Annotated in this window: 13 protein-coding genes; 6 read left to right on the top strand and 7 right to left on the bottom strand. The window is 64.1% G+C overall.

The window, feature by feature from the left end:
- Positions 1–47: 47 nt before the first annotated feature.
- Both HU752_RS23215 and HU752_RS23210 read right to left on the bottom strand, forming a co-directional pair.
- Positions 48–431: a MerR family transcriptional regulator gene (locus HU752_RS23215; protein WP_017905529.1), complete on the bottom strand. Its 384-nt coding sequence runs from the start codon at positions 429–431 to the stop codon at positions 48–50.
- Between the two features lie 98 nt (positions 432–529).
- Entirely contained in the window at positions 530–1459 is a 930-nt protein-coding gene (locus HU752_RS23210) for a LysR family transcriptional regulator (RefSeq protein ID WP_186683986.1), read from the bottom strand.
- 152 nt (positions 1460–1611) lie between these two features.
- Between HU752_RS23210 and HU752_RS23205 the strand changes: the two genes are divergently transcribed.
- Positions 1612–2841 carry an acyl-CoA dehydrogenase gene (locus HU752_RS23205; RefSeq protein WP_186683984.1) on the top strand — a complete coding sequence of 410 codons (1230 nt, stop codon included), beginning with the start codon at positions 1612–1614 and terminating at the stop codon, positions 2839–2841.
- 234 nt (positions 2842–3075) lie between these two features.
- On the opposite strand, the gene HU752_RS23200 is transcribed toward HU752_RS23205, so the two are convergent.
- Positions 3076–4410 (bottom strand): substrate-binding domain-containing protein, encoded by a 1335-nt coding sequence (locus tag HU752_RS23200; RefSeq protein WP_186683982.1) that lies wholly within the window; start codon positions 4408–4410, stop codon positions 3076–3078.
- Between the two features lie 319 nt (positions 4411–4729).
- Positions 4730–5542, bottom strand: a complete 813-nt coding sequence (gene xthA / locus HU752_RS23195; protein ID WP_186683980.1) for an exodeoxyribonuclease III — start codon at positions 5540–5542, stop codon at positions 4730–4732.
- A 192-nt stretch (positions 5543–5734) separates the two neighbouring features.
- On the opposite strand from xthA, the gene HU752_RS23190 reads away from it, so the two are divergent.
- The 3 genes from HU752_RS23190 (at position 5735) to HU752_RS23180 (ending at position 11853) form a co-directional block, all read left to right on the top strand.
- Positions 5735–6385 (top strand): GNAT family N-acetyltransferase, encoded by a 651-nt coding sequence (locus HU752_RS23190; protein ID WP_186683978.1) that lies wholly within the window; start codon positions 5735–5737, stop codon positions 6383–6385.
- Positions 6386–6451: 66 nt separating this feature from the next.
- Positions 6452–8179 carry an autotransporter assembly complex protein TamA gene (locus tag HU752_RS23185; protein WP_186683976.1) on the top strand — a complete coding sequence of 576 codons (1728 nt, stop codon included), beginning with the start codon at positions 6452–6454 and terminating at the stop codon, positions 8177–8179.
- A complete protein-coding gene (locus HU752_RS23180; RefSeq protein WP_186683974.1) occupies positions 8176–11853 on the top strand; it encodes a translocation/assembly module TamB domain-containing protein in 3678 nt (1225 codons plus the stop codon). Before HU752_RS23185 ends, HU752_RS23180 begins: the two co-directional genes overlap by 4 nt.
- A gap of 172 nt (positions 11854–12025) precedes the next feature.
- On the opposite strand, the gene HU752_RS23175 is transcribed toward HU752_RS23180, so the two are convergent.
- A complete protein-coding gene (locus tag HU752_RS23175; protein WP_186683973.1) occupies positions 12026–13024 on the bottom strand; it encodes an aldo/keto reductase in 999 nt (332 codons plus the stop codon).
- 124 nt (positions 13025–13148) lie between these two features.
- Here HU752_RS23175 and HU752_RS23170 point away from each other — a divergent pair, with 124 nt between their 5' ends.
- A complete protein-coding gene (locus tag HU752_RS23170; RefSeq protein WP_186683972.1) occupies positions 13149–14060 on the top strand; it encodes a LysR family transcriptional regulator in 912 nt (303 codons plus the stop codon).
- A 52-nt stretch (positions 14061–14112) separates the two neighbouring features.
- Here the strand turns inward: HU752_RS23170 and HU752_RS23165 are convergent, their stop codons facing one another.
- Positions 14113–14271, bottom strand: a complete 159-nt coding sequence (locus HU752_RS23165) for a hypothetical protein (RefSeq protein ID WP_017905539.1) — start codon at positions 14269–14271, stop codon at positions 14113–14115.
- A gap of 178 nt (positions 14272–14449) precedes the next feature.
- Between HU752_RS23165 and HU752_RS23160 the strand changes: the two genes are divergently transcribed.
- Positions 14450–14638, top strand: coding sequence for a hypothetical protein (locus HU752_RS23160; RefSeq protein ID WP_186683971.1), 189 nt, complete (start codon positions 14450–14452; stop codon positions 14636–14638).
- 104 nt (positions 14639–14742) lie between these two features.
- Here HU752_RS23160 and HU752_RS23155 read toward each other — a convergent pair whose 3' ends face one another.
- Complete coding sequence (locus tag HU752_RS23155) at positions 14743–15120, bottom strand: fe2+ zn2+ uptake regulation protein (protein WP_186683969.1); 378 nt, start codon at positions 15118–15120, stop codon at positions 14743–14745.
- Positions 15121–15351 lie beyond the last annotated feature (231 nt).

Genomic DNA, 15351 nt, shown 5'->3' with positions numbered 1-15351 from the left:
CTGTGGGAGCCAGCAAGCCGGTTCCTAAAGGGAGAGGTGGTGTCTGGTCATTCGAGGGTCTGGGCCAGCGCCTGGATGCAGCGTTCCTCGGCGGTATCGAGCTCCAGTTTCATCTGTTCGATGTCCAGCAGTTGCTGCTCCAGTTGTGCGCGGCGTTCGGCGATTTTCGCGAGCATGCTGTTGAGCTGCTTCTGGTTGCCGCCGGACGGGTCGTACAACTCGATCAGTTCGCGGCACTCGGCGAGGGAGAAGCCGATGCGCTTGCCGCGCAGTATCAATTTCAGGGTCACCTTGTCGCGACCCGAGTAGACACGTTCCAGGCCACGGCGCTCGGGGGCGAGCATGCCCTGTTCCTCATAGAAGCGAATCGCGCGAGTGGTGATGTCGAGCTCGCGGGCGAGGTCGGAGATGCTGTAGGTCTGGCTGCTCATGAGGGCGCTCGGGGAGGGGCATAGCGCTAAGCTAAAGGCTGCTTGACGTATACGTCAAGCAGGTTGCTGGTACATGGTCCCGCTCGCCACAGGCGCTCTCAGGCCTTGTCGAGTTTCTTCTCGTGTGCGGTGACCTGCTGGCAGAGCTCGATGATCTGCTCGCGCATCCAGCGGTTGGCCGGGTCCTGGTCGGTGCTTTCGTGCCAGTAGAGGTGGGTTTCCACCGGTGGCACGTCGTTGACCGGTAACGGGAAGTAGTGCAGTTCGTGCCGGCGGGCGAAGCGCTCCGGCACGGTCATGACCATGTCGGTCTGTTGCAGCACCTGCGAGGCCATCAGGTAATGCTGCGAGCGCAGGGCGATCTTGCGCTGGATGCCCATCTTGCCCAGGGCCAGGTCGACGTAGCCCAGGCCATTGCGCCGGCTGGAGATATGGATGTGGGTCAGCCCCAGGTAATCGTCCAGGGTCAGCTTGTCCTTGCCCGCCAGTGGATGGCCCTTGCGCATGGCGCAGACATAGTGGTCCTCCATCAGCCGTACGTGGCGCACCTGCGGGTCGGTGTTGAGCGGCGCATCGACGGCGAAGTCGATACGGCCGGCGGCCAGTTCCTTGGTGGTTTCGCGACGCTTGGACAGGAAACTCTCGATCGCCACGGTCGGTGCCAGGCGGCGCAGGCGCTGGAACAGCGGCGGCAGGATCACCGCCTCGGTGAGGTCGGTCATGCTGATGCGGTAGGTCTTGTTCGCCTGCAGCGGGTTGAAGATGCGGCTTTCCTGGACCGACGTGCGCAGCAGCGACAGCGCATTGCGTACCGGGCCGATGATGTTCTGCGCCATTGGCGTGGGCACCATGCCCTGGGCGGTGCGCACGAACAGCGGGTCGTTGAAGGTTTCCCGCAAGCGGGCCAGGGCGTTGGATACCGCCGGCTGGGTGATGCCGACGATCTGCCCGGCACGGGTCAGGTTGGCTTCGGTGTAGATGGCGTCGAAGACGATGAAAAGATTGAGGTCGACCTTGCTCAGATTCATTTCGCGGCGCTCTTATTGTCAGTATTCGATCAGCCGATCATATATCGGTGATGAATGTTAATACACGCCGAGAATAGCTTTGGTAAATTTTCGTAGCCAGTACTAGCATCGATCCCATGTCTCCAACCACCTGTTCAAGAAGGTAGCTGCCCATGGATTTCGCCTATTCGCCCAAGGTCCAGGAACTGCGTGAGCGTGTCACCGCGTTCATGGACACCTATGTCTATCCGGCCGAGCCGATCTTCGAGCGCCAGGTCGCCGAAGGCGATCGCTGGCAGCCTACCGCGATCATGGAGGAACTCAAGGCCCGTGCTCGCGCCGAAGGCCTGTGGAACCTGTTCCTGCCGGAGTCCGAGTTGGGGGCGGGGCTGACCAACCTGGAATACGCGCCACTGGCGGAAATCATGGGGCGTTCGCTGCTGGGCCCGGAACCGTTCAACTGCTCGGCACCGGACACCGGCAACATGGAAGTGCTGGTGCGCTACGCCAACGATGAACAGAAGCAGCGCTGGCTCGAACCGCTGCTGCGTGGCGAGATCCGCTCGGCGTTCGCCATGACCGAACCGGACGTGGCGTCGTCGGATGCCACCAACATGGCGGCCCGCGCCGTGCGCGACGGTGACGAGTGGGTGATCAACGGCAGGAAATGGTGGACGTCGGGTGCCTGCGACCCGCGTTGCAAGATTCTGATTTTCATGGGCCTGAGCAACCCGGATGCACCGCGGCACCAGCAGCACTCGATGATCCTGGTACCGGTCGATACCCCCGGCGTGAAGATCGTCCGGCCGCTGCCGGTGTTCGGTTACGACGATGCGCCGCACGGCCATGCCGAAGTGCTGTTCGAAAACGTGCGGGTGCCATACGAGAACGTGTTGCTGGGCGAGGGCCGTGGTTTCGAGATCGCCCAGGGGCGCCTGGGCCCGGGGCGGATTCACCACTGCATGCGCTCGATCGGCATGGCCGAGCGTGCGCTGGAACTGATGTGCAAGCGTTCGGTCAATCGCACCGCGTTCGGCAAGCCGCTGGCCCGGCTGGGCGGCAACATCGACAAGATCGCCGACTCGCGGATGGAAATCGACATGGCCCGCCTGTTGACCCTGAAGGCGGCCTACATGATGGACACCGTGGGCAACAAGGTGGCCAAGAGCGAGATTGCCCAGATCAAGGTGGTGGCGCCGAACGTGGCCCTGAAGGTGATCGACCGGGCGATCCAGATCCATGGCGGGGCGGGGGTGTCGAACGATTTCCCGCTGGCGTACATGTACGCGATGCAACGCACCCTGCGCCTGGCCGATGGGCCGGACGAGGTGCACCGGGCGGCGATCGGCAAGTACGAGATCGGCAAGTATGTGCCGCGGGAGATGCTGCGCTCGCCGCGTTGATTGAGTGAACGCTTGTGGCGAGCTCACCTTCCTGAGTGGGCCCGCTGGCGAACGGCTTTTGTGGCGAGCGGGCTTGCCCGCGCTGGGGTGCGCAGCAGCCCTGAAACCTGAGTCCGCGGTGTACCAGGCAGATTGATGCTGCCAGGTTTGGGGCCGTTTCGCTGCCCGGCGCGGCGGTGCGGCGTCCCGACAAGCCCGCTCGCCACAAATGTCGGCCGGACGGGAGCTCGTCGATCAGTAAACCCACACCTCGACCCGACGGTTCTTGATCCGTCCTTCATCGGCGGTATTGGCCGCCACCGGCATCTGCTCGCCGAAGCCGAGGATGTCGCGAAATACCACGCCGCCCTTGAGCAGCTCCCGGCGTACCGCCATGGCCCGCAGCCGGGACAGCAACCGGGCTCGTTCCGGGTCGCTCTTGGCATCACCGAATCCTACCAGTGTGACCCGGTCGTTCAGCTTGCCACGGTCACGCAGGTAGTCGAGCACCCGCTGCAGATCCTGGCGGGCCTTGTTGTCCAGGCTGGCGCTGCCCTCCTCGAAACGGAAATTCACCGACAGGCGCTGGGCCTGCCTGGCGAGCGCCTGGTAGTCGCCCGGCATCTGCGCGCTGGCCTGCACTGGCATGGCCTGCACCGTCTGGGCGATGAAACCGTTGCTGGCGACGATCGCCTGACCGGCCCGGCTCTGGGCGAATTGCACCAGTGACTGGGCCCAGGGATTGCCGCCGTTTGGCGGCAGGTAGAAGAACAGCCGGCGTGACAGCGGATAATCCTCGGTGGCGATCAGGCTGGCGAGCGGCAGCATCGGTTGCGAGTCGCCATCGACGATCGCCACGGCCCTGGCCTGGCGTACGTAGGGCAGGCCGATGAAGCCGATGCCGGCCCGGTCCTGGCTCACGGCATCCGACAACTGCTCGCTGGACTCGAAGCGCTTGGCCGTGTTGCCCAGCGTCTTGCCGTGTCGCGCCAGGACCAGCTCACGGAAGGTGTCCCAGGTGCCGGACTGGTCATCACGGGCGTACAGGTGGATCGCTCCGCCGGTGCCGCCGAGTTCTTCCCAGGTTTTCACTTCGCCGGCGAAGATTCGCGCCAGGGTGCCGGTGTCGAGCTGCGCCAGCGGGTTTTGCGGATGCAGGATGATCGCCACGCCATCGATGGCGATCACCTGTTCGGCTTCGGGACTTTTCAGGTCACCGAGGTTTTCCAGGGCCTGGCGTTCGCTGTCCTTGATGGGACGGGAAGCGGCGGCCAGGTCGGCGGTGCCGGCCTTGAGGGCGGCAAAACCGGTACTGGAGCCGTGGGCGGCGACTTCCACGCGAACCCGTCGGCCCTGTTCGGTGGTTGCCAGGACCCGCTGTTCGTTGTCCTTGCCGGTGGCGGCATCATGCACGCCGTGCAGGCCCTGTTCGATGAGCCAACCCTTGACCAGCGCCGGTCCGAGCGTGGCACCGATGGTATTGGAACCCTGGATGCGCAACACCAGGCCATCGTCGGGTGGAGCGGGGAGGTTGGCCTGGGCCATGCAAGGCAGGGCGCAGAGAAGCAGCAGGTAGAGCGCACGCAGCATGGAGCGGCACCTTGTGGAAACAGGAGTGCTGCAAGAATGAGTCAGTTAGGTTGCAGAAAGATGACGATGCGCGCGAAGGGATTCTTGTGGGCGCCGGCTTGCTGGCGATAGCGTCCTGACAGTCGACACCATGAACGACTGAACCGGCACCATCGCCAGCAAGCGGAGCGCCGCCCGGCCGCCTCCCACAGTGACCGCGCCTGGCCCGTACCGTGTGGGAGCAGGACTCACCGAAGCGTCGGATCGCCGTGAATAGGCCCTCAAGTCTTGCCCCAAACCATGGAATCCCCCACGGCGGGGCAGGTTGTCAATGCGTGGGTCAGCTCAATTCCAGCCAGATCGGCGCATGATCGGACGGCTTTTCCATGCCCCGCAACTCATAGTCGACGCCACCGGCCTTGACTCGCGACAGCAGGCCGTTGGAGGCCATGATCACGTCGATGCGCAGGCCGCGCTTGGGCTCGTCCTCGAAACCGCGGCTGCGATAGTCGAACCAGCTGAAACGGTCGTTCACCTCGGGGTGCAGATGGCGGAAGCTGTCCACCAGGCCCCAGTTCTTCAAGCGCCCCAGCCACTCGCGCTCTTCCGGCAGGAAGCTGCACTTGCCGGTTTTCAGCCAGCGCTTGGCGTTGTCGGCCCCGATACCGATGTCGCTGTCCTCGGGCGAGATGTTGATGTCACCCATCACTACCAGCGGCGTGTCGTTGCTGAAGCGGCTTTCCAGCAGCCCTTGCAGGTCCTGGTAGAACTTGGCCTTGGCCGGGAACTTGGTCGGGTGGTCGCGGCTTTCGCCTTGGGGGAAGTAGCCGTTCATGATGGTCACCGGGTTGCCGCTTTTGTCGGCGAAGGTGCCCCAGATGAAGCGGCGCTGGGCTTGCTCGTCATCCGTCTCGAAACCCTTGTGCAGGCTCAGTGGTGCCTGGCGCGAGAGTAGGGCGACACCATAGTGGCCCTTCTGCCCGTGGAAGCTGACGTGGTAGCCCAGCGCCTCGATTTCCGCCTGGGGAAACTGCTCGTCGGCCACCTTGGTTTCCTGCAGGCCGATCACGTCCGGCTGGTGTTTTTCGATCAGCGCCGCGAGCTGATGGGGTCGGGCGCGCAGTCCGTTGATGTTGAACGAGACGATCTTCATGGGCGGCAGTCCTGGCAAAACAGCGATGCTAGCCGACAAGTCGGATCCGGGCCAGCGTGGCGGTAGGACAAATGCGCTGCTAACGTTTCTGGCAAGCGTTGGCCGAGTGATTGAGTTGAACTGTCAGGCGGGCCCCAGGTTCGTAAATGACAGCAGGTCATGCCCATGCAGCGTTCAGGGAGAGCGACCCAAATGCCCGACACTCCAGATACCACTGCCACCATCCACCTGCTCGACGGTGGCTACTCGCGTGAAGCCCGTTCCCTGCTGTACCACGCCTATCGCCATGAGCCGACCTTCGGTTATCTGTTCGAGTCCGAGCGCAGCGGTTACGAGCAGCGCGTACGGGCCACGGTACGGGAGCTGGTCAAGCAGCATTTCTTCCAGGAGTTGCCGGCCATCGGCCTGCTGGTGAACGACCGGTTGATCGGTATCGCACTGATCGCGCCGCCACAACGTCGTCTGGGCATTACCGAGAGTTGGGCCTGGCGCCTGCGCATGCTGCTCGGCACCGGCTTCAAATGCACCCGGCGCTACCTCGACTACCACCGGGCGGTGTTGGCCTGTGTGCCCTCCACGGCGGTACACAGTCTGCCTTTGCTGGGCATTCACCCGCAGTTCCAGGGCCAGCACTACGGCGAGCAGCTGTTGACGGCGGTGCACAACTGGTGCGCCGAGGACGAGCATTCCCAGGGCGTGATCCTCGATACGGGCAATCCGCATTACCTGGCGTTTTACAAGCGCCAGGGTTATGAGGAAATTGGCGAGGTCGCTGTAGGACCTATCCTTGAGCACGTGTTTTATCACGCCAATCCGCAGGTGTTACAAACAGCAACGGCTTGAATGTCGAACTTTTAAACGCTGTCGGGGTTCTATGACGGTCCCCAGCCCGTGGTAGCATCCGCGCCTATGACGTTTTCAGGAAGAGTTACCAGCGGCCTGCTTCTGCTTGTCTACAGCATGGCGGCGCTGGCACAGAGTGAACTCGATGTTCGGGTCAAACCGGCCAACGATGAGTTGAAGTCCAATGTGGAAGGCTATATCGGCAGCCTTGGTGATCGCAGCGAGCGTGCGCTCGAACGCTTCAGCCGGGGAGCCGAGGAGCAGGCGAAGAAAGCCGCCCAGGCCCTGGGCTACTACCAGCCACGCATAGACAGCGAGGTCGAGGGCGGCAAGACCCCGCGCCTGATCCTCAACATCGACCCCGGCGAACCGGTGCACCTGCGCCACGTGACGGTGCGGATCGACGGGCCTGCCGCCAGCCTCAAGGCCTTCCGTGTTCCCAAGAGCGACGTACTGCGCCCCGGCGCCGTGCTCAACCATGGCCATTACGAGGACGCCAAGCGGCTGATCCAGAACCAGGCCTCGCGCTACGGTTTCTTCAGTGGGCGTTTCACCTCACAGAAACTGCTGGTCGACCCGCAGGCCGGAGTGGCCGATATCGAGCTGGTCTACGACAGCGGCCCGCGTTACGCCCTGGGCAAGGTGCAGTTCTCCGGTGACACACCGTTCGACGAGGACCTTCTGCAGCGCATGGTGCCGTTCAAGGCGGGTACTCCTTACGACTCCGAGCTGATCGCCGAACTCAACCAGGCCCTGCAATCGAGCGGCTACTTTGAGGGAGTACGGGTCGACGCGGTGCCGACGACCGCCACTGCCCAGGTGATTCCGGTGGATGTCCAACTGGACACCCGCAAGCCGCGCACCCTGGGCCTGGGCCTCGGTTTCTCGACCGACGTCGGGCCGCGTGGCAAGGCCAGCTGGACCCGGCACTGGGTCAACGGCGAGGGCGACAGCTACGGTATCGAGAGCGAAATTTCCGCGCCGCGGCAGAACATCGGCGTCTGGTACGACCATCCGCTGGACCCGCCGCTGACCGACAAGCTGCGCTGGGCGGCGGGCTACCAGTATGAAGAACTGGCCAACACCGACAGCCTGAGCAAGCTGCTCACCGTCGGGCCGGAATGGCACAGCAAGCTGCCCAATGGCTGGCAGCGGGTCATTTCGCTGAAGTGGCAGCGCGAGGAATATCGACTGGGCGACGACTCGGGCCTCAGTACCCTGCTGATGCCCGGCGTCAGTTATTCGTACCTGCGCAGCGACAACCGCATCGACCCGCACAATGGTTATCGCCTGCAGTTCGACGCCAAGGTCGCCAAGGAAGGATTGGGTTCGGACAACAACCTGCTGTATGGCACGGCCTTGCTCAAGGGCCTGACCACGGTCTGGGACAAGCACCGCTTTCTCGGCCGGGTGCAGTTCGGCGGCAGCGCCACCAACGGCTACAAGTCGGTGCCGCCGTCGTTGCGTTTCTTCGCCGGTGGCGACCAGAGCGTGCGCGGCTACGAGTACCAGACGCTGTCCCCGGAAAACGCCGAGGGCGACCGGATCGGTGGCCGCTACATGGTTGCCGGCAGCGTCGAGTACCAGTATTCCATCGCCGACAAGTGGCGGGTGGCGACCTTCGTCGACCAGGGCAATTCGTTCAATACCCTGGATTTCCCCAGCCTGAAGACCGGTGTCGGTATCGGTGTGCGCTGGGTTTCGCCGGTCGGGCCGATCCGTCTCGACCTAGCCCATGCCCTGGATGACCCGGGCGGTATTCGTTTGCACTTTTCCATGGGGCCTGAGTTGTGACGCGTGGTTTGAAGATCCTTGGCCTGGTGCTGGTCGCCCTGGTGCTGCTGGTGGTAGCGAGCGTGGCGACGCTGCTCGGAACCCAGGGCGGCAGTCGTTGGCTGCTGGCGCAGGTGCCAGGGCTGACAGTGGACCATTTCCAGGGTCGCCTGGGCGGGCAGTGGAGTGCCGACCAGTTGCGCTGGGAGCAGGATGGCAGCCGGATCGAACTGAGCCAGCCGCGCTTCGACTGGTCGCTGCCGTGCCTGGCCCGCTTGAGCCTGTGCATCGATCAACTGGATGTCGAGCGGATCGAACTGCACTTTCCGTCGAGCGAACCGGCGACCGACAGCGGACCACTGAGCCTGCCGGATCTGAAACTGCCGCTGAGCATCCGCCTCGGCCAGCTGCGGATCGGCAGCCTGCTGCTCGATGGCAGCGAGCAGTTTCGCGAGCTGCAACTGGCAGCTCACTGGACCGCTGCCGGGCTGCAGATCGATACCCTGCATGTGCGTCGTGACGAGCTGAACCTGGAACTGTCCGGCCTGTTGCAGCCGGTGGCCCAGTGGCCGCTGGCCTTGCAGGGCCGCCTGGGGTTGCCGGCCCCCGGCAATGCACCCTGGTCACTGGCCCTGGATATCCAGGGCGACCTGCTCAAGACACTGAACCTCAAGGCCGACAGCAGCGGCTATCTGCAAGGGCAACTGAGCGGGCAGTTGCAGGCCCTGGCGGACAACCTGCCGGCCCAGGTCAGGATCACTGCCGACGGTTTCAAGGCCAGCACCGACCTGCCGGATACCTTGCAACTCAACCAGTTGGAACTGACCGGCAAGGGCGACCTGAAGAATGGTTATCAGCTGCAGGGCAAGGCCAGCCTGCCGGCCGAGCAGGGTGCCGTCGGCCTGCTGCTCAACGGTCGGGTCGATGCCAAGGGCGCGCAGATCGCCGCGCTGGAGCTGGATGCCGGCCGCGACCAGCACCTGAAGGTCAGTGGTCAACTGGACTGGCAGAAGGGCTTCAGCGCCGACGGCAATGTCGACTGGCTGGATTTCCCCTGGCACCGCCTGTATCCGCTGGTCGATGAGCCGGCGGTCAAGGCACGGACCTTCGTCGGTGAAGTGCACTACACCGACGGCAACTACCTGGGCAACTTCAAGGCCGACCTCGATGGCCCGGCCGGGCGTTTCAGCCTGCTCAGTCCCTTCAGCGGCGACCTGCAGCAGATTGCCCTGCCGCAGCTCGAATTGACCGCCGGGCAGGGCAAGGCCACGGGCTCGCTCAAGTTGCAGTTTGCCGATGGGGTGGCCTGGGACACCGCCTTGGACCTCAGCGCGCTCAACCCCGCCTATTGGGTGGCGGAGTTGCCTGGCACGCTGGCCGGGCCGTTGCGCAGCAAGGGAGAGTTGCGCAACGACAAGCTCGACCTGAGCGTCGATATCGACCTCAAGGGCAAGCTGCGCGGGCAACCGGCCGTGCTGCAGGCCAAGGCCGGTGGCAGTGGCGAACAGTGGACGCTCGGTGCGCTGGAGGTTCGCCTGGGTGACAACCGCATCACCGGCAGCGGACGCCTGCAGCAGCAACTGGCCGGCCAGCTCGACTTGAACCTGCCACGCCTGGGGCAGCTCTGGCCGCAGTTGCGGGGTCAGCTCAAGGGGCGCGTCGACGTCGCCGGCAGCCTCAAGGCGCCACAGGGCAAGGCCAGCCTGCAGGGCCAGCAACTGGCATTCGCCGACAATCGCCTGCAGGGCCTGAGCCTCGAGGCCAGCCTCGACAAGGCCCAGCGTGCCCGCCTGGAGCTCAAGGGCAACGCGATCCAGGTCGGCGAAACCGATCTGGGCAACCTGCTGGTCAATGGTGACGGCGACCTCAAGCGCCAGCAGGTCAAACTGGACTTGCAGGGCCCGCTGTTGAAGCTGGCCCTGGCGGCCGACGGCACCCTGGACCGGGGCAATTGGCGCGGTCGCCTGGCCTCGGGCGACATTCGTACCGGCGGGCAGGATTGGCGGCTGCAGGCCCCGGCGAAGCTCGAGCGCCTGGCCGATGGCCGCTTGACGTTCGGCGCCCACTGCTGGGCCTCCGGTGACGCCAGCCTGTGTGGCGAGGATCAGCGACTGGCGCCTGAGCCCCGATTGCGCATGCACCTCAAGCAGTTCCCACTGGAAAGCCTGGCGCAGTGGATGCCACGCGACTTCGCCTGGCAGGGTCGGCTCAACGCCGATCTGCAACTGGACCTGCCGGCCAGCGGCCCGAAAGGCCGGATCATGGTCGACGCCAGTGGCGGCACCCTGCGTGTTCGCGAGAAGCGTCGCCAGTGGCTGGATTTCCCCTATGAAACCCTCCGCCTGACCAGTGACCTGACCCCCCGGCGGGTCGATACCAGCCTGGACTTTCGCGGTGGCAAGCTGGGCGAGCTGATGCTCCAGGCGCAGATCAATCCGCTGGCGAAGAACAAGCCGCTGAGCGGCGACTTCCGTCTCAGCGGTCTCGACCTGGCGGTGATCCGGCCTTTCGTGCCGATGGTCGAGAAGCTCGCGGGGCGCCTGGATGGCAGCGGGCGCCTGTCGGGCGGGCTGCTGGCGCCGCAGGTCAACGGCAACCTGATGCTCAGCGATGGCACGGTGTCGGGGCCGGAGTTGCCGACCACCATCAGCGACCTGCGGGTCCAGGCGCAGATCGCCGGGGAGAATGTCCAGCTCAACGGCAACTGGAAGGGCGGTGAGTCGGGGCAGGGCAGCTTGAGTGGGCATATCGGTTGGGCCGAAGCCCTGGCCGTGGACATCGCGCTCAAGGGCGAGCAGCTGCCGGTGAACGTCGAGCCCTACGCGGCGTTGCAGGTGGCCCCTGACCTGCACATCACGATGCATGGCGACAAGCTGGCGATCGCCGGCAAGGTGCTGGTCCCCAAGGGGGAGATCACCGTGCGCGAGTTGCCGCCGTCGACGGTGAAGGTCTCCGATGACACGGTGATCGTCGGGCACCAGACCGAAGAGGGCAAGCCACCGCTGGCCATCGCCATGGATATCGATGTCATCGTGGGGCAGGACAAGCTCAGCTTCAGTGGCTTCGGCCTGACCGCGACCCTGCAGGGGCAGGTGCACATCGGTGACAACCTCGACACCCGTGGCGAATTGCGGCTGAACGACGGACGTTATCGCGCCTACGGGCAGAAGCTGAGCATCCGTCGTGCGCGCCTGTTGTTCGCCGGACCGGTCGACCAGCCCTACCTGGACATCGAGGCGATTCGCCAGACCGGTGATGTGATCGCTGGCATCCGCCTGAGCGGCAGCGCCGAGCAGCCAACCACGCAGATCTTCTCGGAACCGGCGATGAGCCAGGAGCAGGCGCTGTCCTACCTGGTGCTGGGGCGTCCGTTGAGCACCACCGGAGAAGACAACAACATGCTGGCCCAGGCGGCGCTGGGGCTGGGGTTGATGGGCAGTTCGTCGGTGACCTCGGACCTGGCGAACAAACTTGGCGTCAAGGATTTCGAGCTGGATACCCAGGGCAGCGGCACCAAGACCGCGGTGGTCGCCAGCGGCAAGATCACCGAGAAACTGAGCCTGCGCTACGGGGTCGGGGTGTTCGAGCCGGCCAACACCATCGCCTTGCGCTACCTGCTGACCAAGCGGGTGTACCTGGAGGCGGCGAGTGGCGTGGCCAGTTCGCTGGATATCTTCTACAAGCGCGATTTCTGAGGTGATGTTGTCGCAGCCCTGTGGCGAGCGGGCTTGCCCGCGCTCGGCTGCAGGGCAGCCGCAAACCCGACGACTCGGTGTGCCAGTCATCCTCGGGGGCAGGTTGTGGGGCCGCCGGGCGGCCCAGCGCGGGCAAGCCCGCTCGCCACACAGGGTCGCGGCTGCCTGGGATTCAGCGATTGAGCCCCAGCATCACCGCTGGCGCATAACGACTGCCGGCCGCCGCGTCCAGCGGGAACACCTCGTCCAGCGCCTGCAGTTCGGCCACGCTCAATTGAACCTGTAGGGCGCCGACGTTCTCCTCCAGGTACTTGCGCTGGCGGGTGCCGGGAATCGGGATCACGTCATCACCCTGGGCCAGCACCCAGGCCAGGGCCAACTGCCCGGTGCTGACGCCTTTCTCCGCCGCCAGCGCCTGGACCTGCGACACCAGTTGCAGGTTCCTGGCGAAGTTCTCGCCCTGGAACCGTGGGTTGGTGCGGCGGAAGTCATCGGCGGCAAAGTCCTCCGGGGTTTTCAGCGCGCCGGTGAGGAAGCCGCGGCCCAGCGGGCTGTAGGGGACGAATGCGATGCCCAGGCGCTGGCAGGCCTGCCGGCAACCGTTGTGCTCCGGGTCGCGGCTCCACAACGAGTATTCGCTTTGCAGGGCGCTGATCGGATGAACCTTGTGTGCCCGCTCCAGGGTACTCGCCGAGGCTTCGCTCAGGCCCAGGTAGCGCACCTTGCCGGCCTTGACCAGCTCGGCCATGGCGCCAACGGTCTCCTCGATCGCCACATCCGGATCGACGCGGTGCTGGTAGTACAGGTCGAGGGTTTCGATGCCCAGGCGCTTCAACGTGCCGTCGATGGAACTGCGCACGTACTCCGGCCGCCCGTTGACCCCGCGCAACGCCGGATTGGCCGGGTCGCGCAGGATGCCGAACTTGCTCGCCAGGAACACTTGGTCGCGCTTGCCGGCGATCGCCTGGCCGATCAGTTCCTCGTTGCGATAAGGGCCGTAGATGTCGGCGGTATCGAGCAGGGTCACACCCAGTTCGAGGGCGCGGTGCAGGGTGGCGATAGCCTCGCCGGTGTCGTGGCTGCCAGTGGTATAGAAGTCGCTCATGCCCATGCAGCCCAGGCCGATCGCGGATACCTGCGGGCCGTTTTTTCCCAGTTGACGCGTTTGCATCGCGGACACTCCGGTGATGTGAAGAGGGCTCCATTGTGTTCGTCGATAAAAAGCCGATAAAGCAGCTTGAGTTACTATCACTATTAGTATTTTCTAAACAATCTATGTAAGTAACGGATAGCCAATGGACCGTTTCAACGCCATGCGTGTGTTCACCCGGATCGTCGAGCTGGGCGGTTTTGCCAAGGCGGCGGACAGCCTGCAACTGCCGCGGGCCTCGGTGACCATCCTGGTCAAGCAACTGGAAGCGCACCTGGGCGTGCAGTTGCTGCACCGCACCACCCGCCAGGTCAGCACCACCCTCGATGGCGAGGCCTACTACCAGCGTTGCGTGCAACTGCTGGCGGACCTCGAGGAGACCGAGGCGGTGTTCCGCGCGTCACGCCTGAATCCCCGCGGCACGCTGCGGGTCGACATGCCGGCGGCCATCGGCCGGCTGATCGTGATCCCGGCGTTGCCGGAGTTCACCGAGCGTTACCCGCTGATCGAGCTGGAGATCGGCTTGAACGACCGCCCCGTGGACCTGATCCGCGATGGTGTCGATTGTGTGCTGCGCGGTGGCGCGGTGCTGGATGAGTCGCTGGTGGCACGGCCGCTGGTGACCATCGAGCAACTGATCTGTGCCAGCCCGGCCTATCTGCGCGAGCAGGGCGTGCCGCAGTCGCTGGAGGCGTTGTCCGGGCATCGGATGGTCGAGTATTTTTCCAGCGTCAGCGGCAGGCGCTTTGGCCTGGAGTTTCTCCGGGACGGACAGGTGGAGGAGCTGCATCTGCCCAGGCACATTTCGGTGAGCAGTGCCGATGGTTACCTGGCGGCGTGTGAGGCCGGGTTCGGCCTGGTGCAGATTCCCTACTACCACGTGATCGAGCAACTGCGTGACGGGCGTCTTTGCGAAGTGTTGCCGGGAGCGCCGCAACCCGGCTTGCCGTTGGCAGCGCTGTACCCGCCGCATCGGCAGCTGTCCCGGCGGGTGCGGGTGTTCGTCGACTGGCTGGTGGAGGTGTGTGCCCGGCCGGGTATCGGTTTCAAGCGGTGAGAGAGGAGGGAGCAGAAACGAAAAGGGTGAGCCGTTGGCTCACCCGTGGATGTCAGCGGTGGTAGTAACCAGGGCCGCCACCGTAATAGCCGGGGCCGCCGCCGTAGTAGCGGTGGTCATGCCAGCCGCCGTGATCGCGCGGCATGATGATGCAGCCGCTCAGTGACAACAGGATCAACGCAGGAATCAGCAGTGTGATTCGACGAAACATGGACACATCCTCATGGTTAAAGGCGGGCAGCGAAAACTCATGCTCGCCTGTATCATGAGACTGCGTTTTGGTCGGCTTATTCGTCGGGCGCTGTAGGTGCTTGGCATGAAAGACGATACAAAGCGGATACATTTCACTCGAAGCCTGTGCGTTTCAGGCTGTTTTCAGGATACATGCAATGACCCAGGCACAACGTTTGAAATACTCGATTCTGGTCGTCCTGGTAGTACTGGGGATCATGTTCGGCCTCACCTACCTGCAGAACACCGGCGTAATCAGCGAGAAACTATTCCAGTACATCGCAATTGGCGTGGCGGTGGTGGTGGTGATCATCAACGGCGTGATGCGCCGCAAGGTCAAGCCTTGAAGCGTTGAGGGCGGCGGACACCATCCCGGCGGCGGCCGGCCGGCTGCGGTGGTGTCGCTAGGCTGGGTAAAAACGCGGCGAGCCGGAACCGCGTTGACCGGTATTCAATCCTGCTGTTCCAGTGCCACCAGGGCATCGGGGTGCAGGCTGTAGGTCTTGTCGCCGTTGAGCACCACGACACCTTCGCTGCACAGGCGCTTGAGCACTTCGCGCACACTGAGAAAGGACAACGGAATGTCCAGTTCCAGCAGGTGGCCGTGAACACCGCGCACGCCCAGGCGCCGCGGGCCGCCTTCAGCGTTGAGCAGGGCATCGATCACCTTCAGGCGGATCAGGCTGGTGCGCAGGCCGAAGTGCTTGAGCAGTTGGCGAATACGCTCGTTGCCATTGCGCTCGGCAGGTTTGGCAAACATGGCGCCCGAGCTGTAGGTTGGATCGCGTTGCAAGGAAATACCGTCCGTTGGCCTGTGCTGGTCGTACATGCGAAAAACTCCTTTTCAGAGGCTGATCAGGAAAGTGAAATCTGCTCTCTTTGAATAAAGACGAACGAGACGGATAAATCATGAAGCCTCATATGTCGAAAATTTGTCGGCATCAGGTCACGGCCATGTTTCAGGGCTGAACCGCAGCTGTCTGACCGGCTAAATTTTTGCAGTTCCATTCGTTTCCAAGGGCAGGCATCGGCTGCCCTGTGCTTTGGCGTGGGCGCCGGT

The sequence above is a fragment of the Pseudomonas vanderleydeniana genome (assembly GCF_014268755.2).
Lineage (GTDB): Bacteria > Pseudomonadota > Gammaproteobacteria > Pseudomonadales > Pseudomonadaceae > Aquipseudomonas > Aquipseudomonas vanderleydeniana.
The sequence above is the reverse complement of the archived record's forward strand: the minus strand, read 5'-3'. Positions and strand labels throughout refer to the sequence as shown.